Raw genomic sequence first — 16,082 nt, 5'->3', positions numbered from 1 at the left:
CCGTGGCCGGCTCGGCGAACCCGAACCCGAACCCGAACCCGAACCCGAACCCGAACCCGAACCCGAACCCGAACCCGAACCCGAACCCGAACCCGAACCCGAACCCGAACCCGACCCCGACCCCGAACCCGAACCCGAACCTGACCCCGAACCGGAACTCGAACCCGAAGCACCGGGGCACCCGTGCGCGCCGCCTGGCCGCGGCGCTCGCCGCCGTCGCCCTGGCCACCGGCGCGGGAGTGGGCGCTGTCAGCCCGGCCGCGCGTGCCGCGTCGGCGCCGCAGCAGGGGGCGGCGCCGGCGGGCACGGTCTCCGCATGGCCGCTGTCCCAGCTCGACGACCCCTCGGCCCCGCCGGACGTCCCGGACCCCTTGGGCAACGCGGCGGCCCAGGTCCAGTCCGAGGTCGACGGCTACAACACCAAGGCCCAGGCCCTGCAGTCGCAGTCGGCGAGCCTGGCGAGCGACGCGGACTCGCTCAAGCAGCGCGAATCCGATCTGGAGAACCAAGCCAACCAGGTCACCGGCCAGCAGTCCGGTCTGGAGAACCAGATCACCTCGCTCGAAGGCCAGATCACCGCGCTCAACAACGAGATCACCGCCCACAACAACGAACCGCACGTCTTCCAGCTGCCGGACCAGCAAGCCGCGTACGACGCCTACAACGCCGAAAGCGAGAGCCTCAACAGCCGCAGGTCGGCGCTCCAGGCTCAGGCGAACTCGCTGCAGTCCACCGTGACGAACCTGCAGAACGCCGAGTCGGCGATCCAGGCGAAGCAGACTCAGCTGCAGAACGACGTCCAGACGCACAACGACGCGGTCTCGGCCCTCCAGGGCCAGGCCGAGGACCTGGACACCGAGCGCCAGAAGATCCTCGGCGACATCGCCGAGCTGGAACAGCAGGCGTCCGAGCTCCCGGCCTCCCCGCTTGAGGACTCGCCCGGCGGCGACGCGGCCGACCCCGCCGCGTCCGGCGATTCCGCAGCCGGCCCGGCCGCCGACCAAGCTCCGCCGGACACCGTGCAGTCCGAGCCCGCGATCAGCGGCGGTGACGCGGCGGAGCCCGACGCCACGTATGCGCCGCCGGCGGAGACCGGCGGCGGCAGCACCGCATCCGAACCGGCACCGGCCGGCCCCGTCACCCAGGCACCGGTCCGGGTGACGCTGTCCCCGGACGCCGTCCGCTCGCTGCCGCCGGACGAGACCGCGCACCTGAACCCGACGACCACCTACGACGGCCTGATACCGGAGGCCGACGGCGACTACGCCGTGAGCGAACCCGAGCCGCCCGCCGGCGAGGAGCTGCCGCCGGGCCAGAAGGCCTTCGACGACGCCATCAACAAGGGCGGGAAGGCCACCGCCCGAGTCGGCGACGGCAAGGTGACGATCGACCGGGTGCAGCCGGTCGAGACGGCCCCAGGCGAGGACGTCGGCGGGGACACGCCGCGGCCGGCGCCCCGGGCCGCCGGGGCGCCCCAGGAGGCGGCACCCGGTCCCGCGGTCAGCGTGAACCGCCTGCAGTCGCTGCTGGACGACCAGGGCCTGGCCGACCAGGAGTCCCAGTTCGACCTCGAGTACAGCCCCACGATCACCGACGAGCAGGGGAACCCGGCCTTCGGCGACGCCCCGACGGACGCCGCGGGGAACCCCGAGCTCGGCGCGGACGGGAAGCCGATCCTGCGGTTCTCGGATCTCGGGCTGCAGAACGAGAAGCAGGCCGTCCGGAGCTTCTACGACGACGAGCTCCAGTACGACGAGGCGCAGCCCGATCCCTGCGTGAGCCACAGCTTCGCCGGCGACACCCAGGTCCTGATGGCGGACGGCAGCACCGAGCCGATCGCGGCGGTCCGGGCCGGCGACCGGGTCGAGAACGCGCAGCCGGACGGCGCGAACGAGGTCCACGCCGTGGATCAGGTGCACGTCACCACCACGGACGCGGACTTCGTGGACGTGCTCGTCGACACGCCGCACGGCGTCCAGGCCGTCACCAGCACCAGGAACCACCCGTTCTACGACCTCAGCGCCGCGGCCTTCGTCCCGGCCGGGACGCTGGTGCCGGGGGACCGGCTGCAGAGCGGCACCGGCGGTACCGGCGGCACCGGCGGCACTGGCGGTACTGGCGGCAGCGTCGTGGTGGTGCGCGCGGTGCTGCCGCACCTCGGCCCGATGGTGACGTACGACCTGACGGTCGACGCGGTCCACACGTACTACGTGGTCGCCGGCGGCACCCCGGTCCTGGTCCACAACGTCCTGGGATGCGGCCCGGTCGTCGGCCTGAACGACCCGCGGTCCGAGCTCTCGCAGATCGCGATGGACGCACGGATGGCGAAGGGCGTGCGGCCGAACCAGAACGTCGCCGTGTACCGGATCGGCAAGGGGCCCGGCGCGCGGTATCTGGCCGCGGCGAACGATCCCGGCGGACTGCATTCCGAGGAAATCCTGAACGACTACATCAAGAATCCGGCGAACGGCATCGATCCGGAGGACGTCACCGGCGTCTATTCCGAGCGGGTTCCGTGCACCACTTCCCCACATAATTGTGCCGCCACTCTCTCGCAATATCCGAATGCCAAGGGCGACCTGTCCTGGAGCCTCGACCCGGACGGAATCCGCAACGGCGCGAAGAACGCCGGGGCGCTCAGCAGGGCCATGGGCGCCTACCCGGGCCCGGCCGACGGCCTGCCGGACTTCGACTGGATCGGTCCGTAGCCTGCGTTTCGCCCCATGAGCTGTAGGTTGGCGTCGGGTACTGAAACGCAGCGAGGAGGCGGTCAGGTGACGGAGAGGGACTTGCAGCAGGCGTTCGAGCGCTGTTTGTCGGACCCTCTCGGCCGCCTCGTCGGCAGCCACGGGCCCGGTGCCGTCGCGCCTCCGGCCGTCGGCGCCTGGAATCTTCCCTCCGCCGATATTGACGCCTTGCGCGCATGGGGAGTCCCGATATTCAGGGAAACGGGGCGATCGCCGATCCAATTAGTCGGCGCCATTCAATCGGATGAGCTTCCCTCGATGATGGCGCGCGGCTATTCCGCGTACGGGATCGGTCGCTATTGGCGACGGGAAATCGGCGCGCTGGAACACTCCGGCACGGTGATCGGTGTTCCGTACGAGACGACGGACGATGCGACGTCCGATGCGACCTCCGACCTGAGCTTCCTCAACAGCTCCGTGAAGGCCTTCCTGGAGATCGCATGGCGCTGGGGCGCCGCCAGGGAGGTCCTGCTGGCCTTCGACGACTACGAGCGGCTCTACGAGAACCTCGGGCGGTTCCAGGATCTCGTCCACCGCCTGGATCCGATGGTGGGGAGTACGGCGGAGTACGCGTGGTGGGACGGGATCGTTGAGGGTTGGTGACTCGCGCGGCGCGCGGCAGCGGACGGAGCGGGTCTGATCGGCCGTGACTCATGGTTGCATCATGGTACTAGTTAGTAAAGCGCACGGGTGCTGGCATGCCGCCGCGCGGGGAAGCGAGTGAAAGCCACCACCGACTGCGGTGATCTGGACGATTAGTAGTAGGGCTGACGCCACTTGTCGTGCGATAGTTGGCTGGCGCAAGCGTCCAACACAAGGTGGGCGGCCGCAGGTATCGAGGAGATTCATGGCAACGGGTAAGGTCAAGTGGTTCAACGGCGAAAAGGGCTTCGGCTTCATCGAGCAGGATGGTGGAGGCCCGGACGTCTTCGTCCACTTCTCCGCGATCACCGGCAGCGGCTACCGCAACCTGGAAGAGAACCAGGCTGTGGAGTTCAACGTCACCCAGGGGCCCAAGGGTCCGCAGGCTGAGGACGTCCGCGCCATCTAAGGCGCCGAACGCCAGCTCGAACACTCGAACACCGCCCCGCCCCCGCATCGACGGGGGCCGGGCGGTGTTCTCATGTGCCCGCTACGAGCCCGAAGGCAGCAGGCAGCCGGACACCGTCAGGTCGATGGCGTTCGACGAGTTCAGGCACGTCGTGATCCAGTACGTCTCCTGCCCGTACCCCTGGCCCCGCTTCTCCGTCTTGGTGCCGTTCGGCGCGACCTCGCACGGGTTGTCCAGCGTGCACAGCTGGCCGTTCTCGTTGATCGTGTTGTTCACCCCGACCACCTGGCCGGTGCTGGTGTCCACGACCGGGGAGCCGGAGCTGCCGCCGATGACCTTGCAGCCGCTCAGGCCGTAACGGAGCGAGTCGTGCCAGGTCCACTGGTCCTCTTCGACCGTGCCGGCGAAGCCGTTCAGGGTGCAGCTCCAGGTCCGGTCCCAGTACGCCGACGGTATGGCGATGGTGTGGCCGCTGGTCGGGTGGCTCGCGGAGATCGTGAGCGGGGTGACGCCGTACTGGCTCTTCAGGGAGGCGAAGGTGTCGGTCAGCTCGTACACGGACACGTCGGTGTTCGTCATGGTCGCGTACAGGAGCTTGTCGGCCTGCACCGTGCCGAGCTCGTTGCCGCCGGCGTCCAGCAGCGTGCCGGAGCGGCTGCTGGCCACGTTCTGAAGCACCTGGCCCGCCGAGGGCATGCCGCCCTCGTAGCAGTGCCCCGCGGTCAGCATGAGGGCCTGGTCGGTGTCCCGCGAGGTGGGATACCGGACGAGCGAGGCGGAGCAGTCGTCCAGGGCGATGGTGCTCGCCAGGGTGACGCTGACGCCGGGGCGCGCTGCGGCGCTCGCGGTCCCGGCGGTCAGGGTGAGGGCGGCCGTGATGGTCACGGCCGCTGCGGCGAGCATCGCCGCGGTTCGCTTGAGCATGGGATCTCCATGGGGCGAGGGTGGTGGCATGCGCCTATTGGCACGCGGCGGAGCGTAGGAACGATTCCGACATGTGTCAACGGGTCCTGATATAAACGCCACGACCGGGCCCGTACCCGTACCGCCTCGGCCGCGGCGGGCCGAGGCGGTACGGGGGATGGGATCGGGTGTCCCGGAGCGCTCTCAGAGCGCTGAATCGCAGAGCTCGGAGAGCGAGCTCACTCCTGGTCCTCCTCGAAACGCAGCGCCCCGGCCGGACACAGGTTCACCGCGTCCCGCACCGCGTACCGGTGCTCGGCCGGCGGCTCCGGCTCCAGGACGACGACCAGGCCCTCTTCCTCGTCCTGGTCGAAGACCTCCGGCGCGTTCAGCGCGCACATGCCGGCGCCCATGCACTTCGACCGGTCTGCCTCGACCCGCATCTTGACGCTCCTCGCCGGGTTCGCTGGGTTCGCTGCGTTCGCCGGGCTGGTCGGATTCACCGTCGTCACCACGCGACCGGCAGGCGGTGCACGCCGTAGATCAGCATGTCGTGCCGGAACGGGATCTCGTCGAACGGCACCGCCAGCCGCAGGTTCGGCAGCCCGTTGAGGAGCACGTCCAGCGCGATCTGCAGTTCGGCCCGGGCCAGCGGCTGCCCCAGGCACTGGTGCACGCCGAAGCCGAACGCCAGGTGCCGCCGCGCGTCGCGGCCCACGTCCACCGAGTCGGCGTCGGGGAACGCCTCGTCGTCCCGGTTGGCCGTGCTGATCATCAGCAGCACGCCGTCGCCGGCCCGGATCATCCGCCCGCCGATCTCGACGTCCTCGGTCGCGACCCGGGGCAGCCCGGTGTGCACGATCGACAGGTAGCGCAGCATCTCCTCGACCGCGCCGCGGATCAGCGTGGGGTCGCTGCGCAGGCGCTCCATCTGGTCCGGGTTGCGCAGCAGCGTGAGGATCGACAACGCCGTCATGTTGGCGGTCGTCTCGTGCCCGGCCACCAGCAGCAGCGTGCCCATCGTCGCGACCTCGTCGCAGGTGAGGTCCTCGCGGTGGATCAGCCGGCTGATGATGCCGCCGTCGTCGCGCTCCCGCTTGGCCTCGGCCAGCTGCTTGATGTACGCGTTCAGGTCGTTGCGGGCCTGCTCGACCTGCTCGGCGGTGGAGTTGGCGTTCAGCAGCGTGCTGCTGCACTTCTGGAAGTACGCGTGGTCCTCGTACGGGACGCCCAGCAGCAGGCAGATCACCAGCGAGGGCAGCGGCAGCGCGAACTCGGTGACCAGGTCGGCGTGGTCGCGGTCGCGGGTCATCGCGTCCAGCAGCTCCACGGCGATCGCCCGGACCTGCGGACGCATCTCCTCGACCCGCTTGATGATGAAGTCCGAGGTGAGCATGCGCCGCAGCCGGGCGTGCTCCGGATCGTCCATGCGGATGAAGGTGGGGTTGCCCATGGCCAGCTCCCGGCGTCCCGGGCTGAGGAACGGGAACCCGGACTTGGCGGCGTCGGCGCTGAACCGGCGGTCCTGAAGCACGGCCCGGACGTCCTGATGCCGGGTGAGCATCCACGCGGTGGTGCCGTCGAACAGCTTCACCGGGGCGACGGGATGCTGTTCTCGCGCTTGGTCGTACGCGGGGGGCGGGTCGAACGGACAGGCTCCGCGGTCGGCGGGGACGGCGAGGACTTCGGCCGGGTGGTCCGCGATAGTCATACGCCTGATCCTTTCCAGGTGGCACAAGTTAGCTTTTGTATGCTAACTAACTGACCGTCAGCCTAACTCACGCATGGTGATGAATAAAGGGTCGGATCGAGGGTTGAACCGGTATGAATCGGGAAGGCTTCAGGGCTCAGCACGCTGACAAGGACGAATGCGAAGACCTGACTCAGGCTTGCTCGATGGGGAACAGAATCGGGCTCAACAGATATTGAGACCGCTGTTCGGTCGCCGCGTTCTCCAGGGCCGGCAGGATCGCCGTTCGCAGGGCGCTGATCAACGTCTCCAGTTCCTCGCGGCTGAGCCAGACCGCGTGCTGCCGGTAGCCGACCAGATCCGCCGCCGGATCAGAGTCCTGACGTTCCAGGTACGCCGCGAACTCGGCCTGCAGCGCGGCGGTCGCGGCGGCGAAGCCCACGCGGTGGTCGTCCTTCGTCAGCTCGGCGGCCTGCGCGCCGTCGATGCCGGCGCGCTCGCCGCGCAGCCGGTAGTGGCGCTCGACGGCGCCGCGCACCCGTCGCTCCTCGGCGATCTCCAGCACGCCGGCTTCCGTCAGGAGCTCGAGGTGGCGGTACAGCGTGGCCTTGGAGACGTCGCCGACGCGCTCGCCCAGCCGGCCGGCGGTCAGGACGCGGCCGCCGCGCAGGGCGTGGATGACGCGCAGGCGGACCGGATGTGCCAGGAGCTTCAGCGGGTCCATGGACCTACGATCTCATAGATGCTACCTTTCTCAAAGATGCGAAAGGTTGAAAATCCGACGCGCAGGATGTCGGCTGGAAGGCCGCACAGATCCCACCAGGGGGAGTCATGGAAGCGACGAACGACCCGGCCGCGCTGATCGCGCGCTTCGTGGAACTGGCCGATCAGGGCCGGTGGCCGGCGATTGAGGCGCTGTTCGCCCCGAACCTGGCCGCGGTGGTGTCCGCCGACATGATCCGGGCCGCGTGGGAGAGCGAGGCCGCGCCGCTCGGGGACGTCGTCGAGTTCGGCGGCGCGCGGACCGAGCCGATCGACGACGCGCTGACGCGGGTCAGCGTCACCGTCCGGTTCGCCAAGGGCGATCTCACGATCTTCATCGCCACCGCCGGCGACGGACTGCTGCAGGGCCTGCGGATCGCGGCTCCCGGCGAGTGGGCCGCGCCGTCCTACGCCGCTGCGAAGCAGTTCACGGAACACGAAGTCGTCGTCGGCGAGGGCCCGCTGGCCGTCCCCGGCACGCTGACCGTGCCGCGCGGCGCGGGCCCGTTCCCGGCCGCGATCCTGCTGTCCGGCGGCGGGCCCTTCGACCGCGACGGCACCGCCGGCCCGCTCAAGCCGCTCAAGGACCTGGCCTGGGGGCTGGGCAGCCGCGGCGTGGCGAGCGTGCGCTTCGACAAGGTCGGCGCCGTGCACGCTGGCGTCCTGGCCGAGATGCTGGAGTTCACCGCCGCCGACGAGTACCTGCCGTACGTGCGCGACGCCTTCCGGCAGCTCGATCAGCATCCTGGGATCGACTCGGACCGCGTCTACGTCGTCGGGCACAGCATGGGCGCGAAGATGGCGCCGCGGGCCGCCGAGGCCGAGCCGCGGATCGCCGGGCTGGTGCTGATGGCGGCCGACGCCACGCCGATGCAGCGCTCGGCCGTGCGCGTCGTCCGCTACCTGGCCGGTCTCGGCGTGGCCCCGCAGGAGATGGTCGCCGTGCTGGAGGAGCAGGCCGCGAACGTCGAGCGCGCTGATCTGTCGTCCTCGACGCCGACCGAGGACCTTCCGCTCGGCTACTCCGGGGCCTACTGGCTCGACATGCGCGGCTACGATCCGGTGGCCACGGCGAAGAAACTCACACAGCCGATGCTGATTCTGCAGGGCGGGCGCGACTATCAGGTCACCGTCGAGGACGACCTCGCATTGTGGCGCGCCGGGATCGGGGATCGGGCGGATGTGGACATTCGGGTCTATCCCGCCGACAACCATATGTTCGCTCCCGGCTCCGGAGCGTCGACGCCGGCGGAGTACGCGACTCCGGCGAACGTCGATTCTGTGGTGGTTGATGACATTGTGCGGTGGCTTGCTCCCGAGGCTCCGCGCGGCAAACGGCTGTTCTCCGGAATGCGTGGACGCCGGGGCTGACCTCGGTCTCCTATAACGGATTCCGGCGACTTCACGATTTCTTCAGAATTCTCAGCGCTGGTCAGAAGCCTGCCGTGAGAGACCTGCATACGAGTTACTCACGCAGGTGTAAAGTGCTTCGCGAGATAGGCGGATCCGATTGGGAATGTACGTGAGAGCCCCGGGACCGCCGACTCGATGGGTCGTGCGCCGGTGCGGGTCCGGGGTCTCACGCGCTGTGTTCGGCAGGGCTCGGATCGCTCACGTTAGAAAGCTGTGACGTGGGATTTCACTCGGCGGTACTCCCCATCTCCTATCCCGCGTAGTAGATTCACGGTGTGGTTGACATGCGAGAGCCGTTGTTCGCGGCGGGTATCTACTGCTGTGTACCGCACATCGATGACGAGGATCAGAGCACTGTCGACGTGCGTGAGCTGAAGTGCCGCGAGTACGCGCGGTCGCGGCGGCTGCCCGTGGCGCCGGCGGCGGTGCAGGCCGACGCGGTGCGCACGGTGTGGAAGGCCAAGGGCGTCAAGCCGGGATGGACGGCGACGCTGGCGGCCGTGGAGCGCAAGAAGATCAGGGACCTGATCCTGTACGCGCCGGGCTCGCTGCTGCGCCACCGCGCGCACGACCTGGTACGGCTGCTGAACGCCAGCGAGCGCAACGGGATCGTGCTGCACAGCGTCGGCGACGAGTGGGACCTGGCCGACCCGGCGCAGCGCCGGACGCTCAGCGACCGCGCGTCGGTGGCCTGGCGCGCGGCGCAGGCGGTGTCGCGGGCCTCGCGCGCGGCGCACCGGGGCGCGGCACTGGCCGGCCGGCCGCACGGCGGGGGACGCCGTGCGTTCGGCTACGAGCCCGGCATGGGAGCGGTGATCCCGGCCGAGTCCAAGGTGGTGCGCGAGGTGTTCGCCCGGTTCCTGGAAGGCGAGACGCTGCGGGCCATCGCGTTCGATTTGAACGGTCGAAAAGTGCCGACCGCGATGGGCTCGGCCTGGACCGTCGGCGGCGTCGGCCGGATCCTGGACGCGCCGCGCTACGCCGGGATCCGCGTCTTCCGCGGCCAGATCCGCGCCGACGACGGCGGCTATCTGCCCGCGGCGTGGGAGCCGTGCGTCAGCGTCGAGGACTGGGAACGGGTCCGGACGCTGCGGACGAACCACGGCGCCGCGCACACCAACTCGCGCAACGGCGCCGAGCGCTCGGGCTACCTGCTGACCGGGCTGGTGGAGTGCATGGCCTGCGGGCACAGCATGGTCGGCTCGGTCGTCGGCGGCTACCGGATGTACGCGTGCGCCTCGACCCGCAACCAACCGCCGGAGGAGTGCGCGCGCTCGATCGGCGCGACGTCGTTCGAGATGCACGTGCAGGAGGACGCGGTCCGCATCCTGCAGGAGTGGGACGCCGCGCGCGTCGCGTCGCTGCCGATGGTGGGCAACCGCCGGCCGGACCCGCGCACGGCGCCGGACGGCGAGCACCCGGCCTTCGGCGACGTGCACGGCGGCGTGGTGGTGCGGTCGGCGGCGGCGATCGACGGGATCGTGACCGGGCCGGAGGCCGGGGTGGACTGGCCGCGGGTGCCGCTGCGGCGGCGGGCCGAGGTGCTGCGGTTTCTGTACACGGTGATTCGGGTGGGGCCCAAGACGACGAGTCGCGGGGTTTTCGATCCGGGGCGGATCGCTTTTGTACCGCATCCGCTGTAGGGGCGGGGGGCGGCGGCAACCTCACCCGGCGCCGGGATGCTTGCTGCGCCAGGTGCTCTTCTTGGCCTGATTGCCGCAGCGGTCCATCGAGCACCAGCGGCGGGTGCCGGGCCGGGATGTGTCGAGGAACCAGGCGCCGCAGTTCGGCCCCGCGCAGTCGCGGACCCGGCCGATCAGCGGCGACGTCGCGAGGTCGAGCGCATCCCGCGCGATGGCGGCGAGGATCGCGGCGACTGGGTCGTCGGCGGCGTGGTGCAGCGTGCCGTCTTCGTCGAGGACCGGATGCGGGGTCGGCGCCGATCCGGTCTTGTTGAGCAGCGCGCGTGCCTCTGGCGGGCAGTCCGCAGCCGTCGTCGCGCGGGCGGCTTTCAACAGCGCGTAGACCGCCTCGCGGGTTTCCTGCGCGGCGTGCAGCGTGCGGGGCGTCGGCGCGGCGATCGCCAAGTCCTCGTCATACGGCCCGAGCTGCCTGATCCAGGCGACCAGCGTCTCGGGGGTGGCGAGCTCTTCGAACGCCCCGTCCGTGCCGCGCCATCTCAATGTTCGGATGAAGTCCAAGCTCAGCCGGCCGGAGCCGGTGCGGAACTCGGTGGCTGTCTCGGGCATGGTCTCAGCGTACCTTGCCTGGAACCGGTTTGACCGGTGTACATTTGCGGAACCATTTAAACAGGTTCCACGGTTCCCGTGAGGTGACTCTTGTCCGCGCTCGTCGTACCCACCCCTGCCCTGAAGCCGGTCCTGAGCCGGCCGTTGACGTTGCTGCTGTCGATCGCGTGCGGTGTGGCCGTCGCGAACATCTACTTCCCGCAGGCGATCAGCCCGCTGATCGCCACCGGACTCAAGACAACCAAGAGCTCTGCCGCGCTGGTCACGACCTGCGCGCAGTTCGGCTACGCGGCCGGCATCTTCCTGCTGGTCCCGCTCGGTGACCGGCTGCGGCACCGGCGCCTGGTTACGACGCTGCTGGTGCTCACCGCGGTCGGGCTGGTGCTCGCCGGCGCCGCGGACACGCTGCCGATGCTCGCCGTCGCCAGCACCCTGATCGGGGCGACGACGGTCGTGCCGCAGATCCTGATACCGATGGCCGCCGGGCTGGCCGAGCCCGAGCGACGCGGCGAGGTGACCGGGACGCTGCTGTCGGGGCTGATCGGCGGGATCCTGCTGGCCCGCACGTTTTCCGGGACGCTCGGCCAGTGGCTCGGCTGGCGCGCTCCGTACCTGGTCGCGGCGGTCGCGGTGCTGCTGCTGTCGGTCGCGATGGCCGCGTTCCTGCCGACGACGACGCCGAGCACCGGCGAGCGGTACCCGGCGTTGCTGGCCGCGTCGGTGCGTCTGCTGCGGACGGAGCCGTTGCTGCGGCGCTCGTGTCAGTACCAGGTGTTGGTCTTCGCAGCGTTCAGCGCGGCGTGGACGGCGCTGGCGTTGCACGTCACCGGGCCGAAGTACCACCTCGGCACACCCGCGGTCGGGGTGCTGGCGCTGGTCGGGGCCGGGAGCATGTTCGCGACGCCGCGGGCCGGCCGGGCCACCGACCGGCTGGGGCCGGACGCGGTGAACCTGCGCTGCCTGGTCGGGGTGGTGGCGGCCGCGGCGCTGCTGGTGACGGGGTCGGCGGGCGGCGTGTTCGGGCTCGTGGGCCTGGCGGTCGGGATGCTGGCGCTGGACGTCGCGATGCAGTCGGGGCAGGTCGCGAACCAGGCACGGATCTTCGCGCTGCGGCCGTCAGAGCGGGCGCGGCTGAACACGGCGTACATGACGTGCGCCTTCCTCGGCGGCAGCGCGGGGTCGTGGCTCGGGGTGCGGGCGTATTCGGCGTTCGGCTGGAACGGGGTGTGCGGGACGGTCGCGATCTTGGGCGCGGTGGCGCTGCTGCGCTGCCTCTTGATACCTAGACAGCCTAAAGCATAGAGTTCCTAGGCATGACGACGATCGTTGCGGCCGGCCTCACCAAGAGCTACGGCGCCGAGCCGAACCGCGTGCCCGCGCTGCGCGGCGTGGACGTCGCGATCCCGAAGGGCACCTTCACCGCGGTGATGGGCCCCTCGGGATCCGGCAAGTCCACGCTGCTGCACTGCCTGTCCGGCCTGGACACCGTGGACGCCGGCACGGTGCGCATCGGCGACACGGAGATCACGGCCCTGCCGGAGCGCGCGCTGACCCGGCTGCGGCGCGAACGCATCGGCTTCGTGTTCCAGACCTTCAACCTGCTGCCGACCCTGACGGCCCGCGAGAACATCGTGCTCCCGCTGGAACTCACCGGCCGCCGCCCCGACCCGGCGCACTTCACCGCGGTGGTGGCCCTCCTGGGCCTGCCCGACCGCCTGGAGCACACGCCGGCGCAGCTCTCCGGCGGCCAGGCCCAGCGCGTGGCGATGGCCCGGGCGCTGATCACACAGCCCGACGTGGTCTTCGCCGACGAGCCCACCGGCAACCTCGACCGCCGCACCGGCCGCGAACTCCTGTACCTCCTCCGCCGCAGCGTGACCGAACTCGGCCAGACCGTGGTGATGGTGACGCACGACCCGGCCGCCGCCGCGCGCACGGACCGCGTCCTGCTGCTCGCCGACGGCCGGATCGTGGACGACGTGGCGGCCCCTTCGGGGGCCGAGGTGCTGCGGCGGCTGGACGAGTTGGACGCGGGGGCGACCGCCTGATGCGCATCGCCACCGTCCTGCGCCGCGGCCTCGCCGCCCGCAAAGCCCGCGCCCTCGCGACCGGCGGGGCCGTGGCGGCGGCCGTCGCCTTCCTGGCGTCGAGCTACATCCTCACCGACACCATCGATGCCGGCGTCCGGCAGCAGGCCGATGCCGCGACCGCCGGGGTCTCCGCTGTCGTCACTGATGCGCGCGGCTTCGGCGGCTCTGTTCTGACCGGCGCTCCTACCTTGCCCGCCTCGCTCGTCGGCCGGGTGCGGGGTGTGCCCGGCGTCGTGGCGGCCGAGGGCATCGTCGAGGGCTACGCCATGCCGCTCGACCGCGGCGGCCACACCATTTCCGCGCTCGGTGGCCTCGGCCTGTCGATCCCCGTCGATCCGCGCCTGCGCCTCGTGAACCTCCAGTCCGGGCAGTGGCCTCAGGGCCCTGATCAGATTGTCGTCGACGCCGGGACCGCCGGCAGCCTCCACCTCGCCGCCGGCAGCGGCCTGCGTGTCGCGCTTGCCCGCGGCGTCCAGAGCTTCACCGTCACCGGCACCGTCGGCTTCGGCGGTGCGCAGAACATCGCCGGGCTCAGTGTCGTGGGCTTCGATCCGGCGACGGCCGCCGCGCTCCTCGGCAGCGGGAACACTGTCGCCGCGGTCGAGGCCGTCGGCGCGTCCGGCGTCGATCCGGCGGCGCTCCAGTCGCGCATCGCTGCGGCGGTCGGCGGGGACTACACCGTCCGTACCGGGGCGCAGCAGGCCGCGCAGCTGGTCGACCAGGTCGGGTCGGTGACCTCCACGATCGGCGCGGTGCTGCAGGTCTTCGCGATGGTCTCGGTCGTGGTGGCGGCGCTGCTGATCGCGAACATCTTCGCCGTCACCGTCGCGCAGCGCACCCGCGAGCTCGCGCTGCTGCGCTGCGTCGGCGCCGGACGCCTGCAGCTGGCGCGCCTCGTCCTGGCCGAGGCTTCGCTGGTCGGGCTGGCCGGCGCGGCCGTCGGGCTGCCGCTCGGGCTCGGCGTCACCACCGGGCTGCGGTGGGGCTTCGGCCACTTCGGCCTGCCGCTCCCGGCCGGCCCGACCGTCGTCGCCGTGCGCACCGTCGTCCTGTGTTTCGTCGTCGGCCCCGGCATCTCCGTTGTCGCCGCGGCCTCGGCGGCCCGCCGTGCCTCCCGGGAGCGGCCGCTCGCCGCGCTCAGCGCCGTCAGCACCGCCGATCACGCCGGACGCCTGTCCTGGTGGCGGCGTGTGGCAGCCGCGCTGGCGTTCCTCGGCGGCGCGGCCCTGGAAGCGGGCGCCGGCAGCATCGCCCCGGCCGGCCTCGGCAGCATCCTGATTCTCCTCGGCGTGGGCCTGGCCGGTCCGGCGCTGGTGCGGCCGCTGACGGCGGCGCCCCGCGCGGCCGTCGTCGCCGTATCAGGGTTCGTAGGACGCCTCGCCGGACGCCAGATGACGCGCGAACCGCGCCGCGTGGCAGGCACCGCCGGCACCCTCGCCGTCGCCGTGGCCACCGTCTCCATCGTCGCGGCGATGGCGGCGTCCCTGGTCTCAGAAAGCGAGGCCGACGTCCGCCGCTCCCTGCACGCCGATCTCGTCGCCGCCACCACCGCCGGCACCGGCGCGACCCTCGACCCGAGCGCGGTCCAGCGCATCGCCGCGCTGCCCGGCGTGGCCCACGCGACCGGCCTGTCCTGCGGCATCTTCAAAGCACCCGGCGACTCCGAGAAGGCCTGCGGCATCGACCCGGCCACGCTGCCCGCCGACGTCGACCCCGGCGTCAGCGCCGGCCGCCTCGCCGACCTCGCCACGGCCGGCACCATGGCGGTCAGTGCCCTGGCCGCGCAGCGCGACGGCTGGCACCTCGGCCAGACCATCCCGATCACGTTCCCGGTCGGCGGGACCCGCCAAGTCCGCATCGCAGCCCTCTACGACAACGAACAGGTCCTCGGCGCCTTCCTGATCCCCGAATCCGACTACCTGAAAGCGTATCCGCCGCAGGATCAGGGCCTTGAGGAAGTCCTGATCCGCACCGAGCCGGGGCAGACCGCACAAGCCCGCCAAGCCGTCGCGGCCGCCCTCGCCGCCTACCCGCAAGCCACCCTCGACGACCGCGCCGCCTACGCCGTCCGGGCCGCGCAGGGTTTCCAGCTCCTGGCCACGATCATGACCGCGCTGCTCGCCCTCAGCCTGCTGATCGGCGTCCTGGCCGTGGTCACCAGCCTGGCGTTGAGCGTGCTGGAACGCACCCGGGAGATCGGCCTGCTCCGCGCGGTGGGCGCCGAGGCGAGCCATATCCGTACCCTGATCCGCAGCGAAGCGCTGGCCACCGTGGCGACCGGCACGTTCACCGGCGTCGTCCTCGGCCTGCCGATCGGCTGGATCCTGGCGCGCGCCGTCATGGACGGCCACCTGCCGGGCACGCCGTCGGTCCCGGTGCCGCTGCTGGCGGTCGTGGTGCCCGCGACGTTCGCCACCGGGCTGCTCGCGGCCGTGGCCCCGGCACGCCGCGCCGTGCGGATCGGAGTCCTGCAGGCGCTGCGTGCCGAATAGAAGCCCTAGAAGGTCTTACTTTGTTTCCGACTCGCCGCCGGCGGCAGGCTTGTCGTCGGCCGGCGTGGTCGGCGCGGCCGGAGCAGCGGCACCGGTCGGAGCAGCGCCACCGGTCGGAGCGGCGGCCGCAGCCGCACCACCGTTCGGCTCGTCCATGTCGATCACCGGCACCGGGTCCAGCCCGAGGTGCGCCGCTATCCGCGTCAGCAGCATGTCCTGCGCCGCCAGGTGCTCCTGCAGCTGCGCGGTCTCGTGCAGCGTGGCGCTCGCGTCGTGGTACGTCGCCTCGCTGCGCGCGTCGGCGGCCGCGGCCTGCACGTTCTGCCCCACCATGATCACCGACAGCAGCACCAGCTGCAGGAAGGTCTGCGCGACCCACGCCACGATCGTCGAGGCGCCGCCGCGGATCGCGGACGGCAGGCTGATCATGTCGAACGCCGCGAACAGGTACGCGCACCACATCGAGCCCACGGCCCGGGTGATCAGCAGCGCGGCCTTCGTGTTGAAGCGCGTGGCCGCGTTGTCGGTGCGGTGCTGGTCGGCGACCTTCACCGGGCCCTCGGCGTGCCGGGCCGCGATGTGCGGGTGCGGGATGTGCTCGTAGTGCAGGTGCTTGGCCAGATCCAGCGGGTTGCTCGGGCTCATCAGGCGCTCCTTCGACGGCGGGGCCCGACGGCCCGGGCCC

Annotated in this window: 14 protein-coding genes; 8 read left to right on the top strand and 6 right to left on the bottom strand. The window is 71.1% G+C overall.

Features of this window, described 5'->3' with window-relative positions; all coding sequences use genetic code 11:
- Positions 1–2 precede the first annotated feature (2 nt).
- From ABH920_RS09880 to ABH920_RS09870, 3 genes are all read left to right on the top strand, one after another.
- Positions 3–2,708: a nucleic acid/nucleotide deaminase domain-containing protein gene (locus ABH920_RS09880; RefSeq protein WP_370348597.1), complete on the top strand. Its 2,706-nt coding sequence runs from the start codon at positions 3–5 to the stop codon at positions 2,706–2,708.
- Positions 2,709–2,774: 66 nt separating this feature from the next.
- Positions 2,775–3,350: an SUKH-4 family immunity protein gene (locus ABH920_RS09875; protein ID WP_370348596.1), complete on the top strand. Its 576-nt coding sequence runs from the start codon at positions 2,775–2,777 to the stop codon at positions 3,348–3,350.
- Between the two features lie 244 nt (positions 3,351–3,594).
- Positions 3,595–3,798, top strand: coding sequence for a cold-shock protein (locus ABH920_RS09870; protein WP_194918483.1), 204 nt, complete (start codon positions 3,595–3,597; stop codon positions 3,796–3,798).
- 81 nt (positions 3,799–3,879) lie between these two features.
- Here the strand turns inward: ABH920_RS09870 and ABH920_RS09865 are convergent, their stop codons facing one another.
- The 4 genes from ABH920_RS09865 to ABH920_RS09850 all read right to left on the bottom strand — a co-directional run bounded on the left by ABH920_RS09865 (position 3,880) and on the right by ABH920_RS09850 (position 7,115).
- Entirely contained in the window at positions 3,880–4,722 is an 843-nt protein-coding gene (locus ABH920_RS09865) for a serine protease (RefSeq protein ID WP_370348595.1), read from the bottom strand.
- Between the two features lie 218 nt (positions 4,723–4,940).
- Complete coding sequence (locus ABH920_RS09860) at positions 4,941–5,144, bottom strand: ferredoxin (protein ID WP_370348594.1); 204 nt, start codon at positions 5,142–5,144, stop codon at positions 4,941–4,943.
- A gap of 65 nt (positions 5,145–5,209) precedes the next feature.
- Positions 5,210–6,412, bottom strand: coding sequence for a cytochrome P450 (locus ABH920_RS09855; RefSeq protein WP_370348593.1), 1,203 nt, complete (start codon positions 6,410–6,412; stop codon positions 5,210–5,212).
- A 172-nt stretch (positions 6,413–6,584) separates the two neighbouring features.
- Positions 6,585–7,115 carry a helix-turn-helix domain-containing protein gene (locus ABH920_RS09850; RefSeq protein ID WP_370348592.1) on the bottom strand — a complete coding sequence of 177 codons (531 nt, stop codon included), beginning with the start codon at positions 7,113–7,115 and terminating at the stop codon, positions 6,585–6,587.
- A 107-nt stretch (positions 7,116–7,222) separates the two neighbouring features.
- On the opposite strand from ABH920_RS09850, the gene ABH920_RS09845 reads away from it, so the two are divergent.
- Positions 7,223–8,524 (top strand): serine aminopeptidase domain-containing protein, encoded by a 1,302-nt coding sequence (locus ABH920_RS09845; protein ID WP_370348591.1) that lies wholly within the window; start codon positions 7,223–7,225, stop codon positions 8,522–8,524.
- A 326-nt stretch (positions 8,525–8,850) separates the two neighbouring features.
- Positions 8,851–10,209 carry a recombinase family protein gene (locus tag ABH920_RS09840; protein WP_370349020.1) on the top strand — a complete coding sequence of 453 codons (1,359 nt, stop codon included), beginning with the start codon at positions 8,851–8,853 and terminating at the stop codon, positions 10,207–10,209.
- A gap of 21 nt (positions 10,210–10,230) precedes the next feature.
- Here the strand turns inward: ABH920_RS09840 and ABH920_RS09835 are convergent, their stop codons facing one another.
- Entirely contained in the window at positions 10,231–10,815 is a 585-nt protein-coding gene (locus tag ABH920_RS09835) for an ABATE domain-containing protein (protein WP_370348590.1), read from the bottom strand.
- A 90-nt stretch (positions 10,816–10,905) separates the two neighbouring features.
- On the opposite strand from ABH920_RS09835, the gene ABH920_RS09830 reads away from it, so the two are divergent.
- From ABH920_RS09830 to ABH920_RS09820, 3 genes are read left to right on the top strand one after another with little or no spacing between them, the layout of a single operon-like run.
- Positions 10,906–12,117 carry an MFS transporter gene (locus ABH920_RS09830; RefSeq protein WP_370348589.1) on the top strand — a complete coding sequence of 404 codons (1,212 nt, stop codon included), beginning with the start codon at positions 10,906–10,908 and terminating at the stop codon, positions 12,115–12,117.
- A gap of 11 nt (positions 12,118–12,128) precedes the next feature.
- Complete coding sequence (locus ABH920_RS09825; RefSeq protein WP_370348588.1) at positions 12,129–12,863, top strand: ABC transporter ATP-binding protein; 735 nt, start codon at positions 12,129–12,131, stop codon at positions 12,861–12,863.
- The gene (locus ABH920_RS09820) at positions 12,863–15,397 is read left to right on the top strand and encodes an FtsX-like permease family protein (RefSeq protein ID WP_370348587.1); all 2,535 of its coding nucleotides are present in this window, start codon (positions 12,863–12,865) and stop codon (positions 15,395–15,397) included. The genes ABH920_RS09825 and ABH920_RS09820 overlap by 1 nt, the downstream gene beginning before the upstream one ends.
- Positions 15,398–15,412: 15 nt before the next feature.
- On the opposite strand, the gene ABH920_RS09815 is transcribed toward ABH920_RS09820, so the two are convergent.
- Positions 15,413–16,042 (bottom strand): hypothetical protein, encoded by a 630-nt coding sequence (locus ABH920_RS09815; RefSeq protein WP_370348586.1) that lies wholly within the window; start codon positions 16,040–16,042, stop codon positions 15,413–15,415.
- Positions 16,043–16,082 lie beyond the last annotated feature (40 nt).

The sequence above is a fragment of the Catenulispora sp. EB89 genome, from assembly GCF_041261445.1.
Lineage (GTDB): Bacteria > Actinomycetota > Actinomycetes > Streptomycetales > Catenulisporaceae > Catenulispora.
This window is presented reverse-complemented; position numbering and strand designations above follow the sequence as displayed.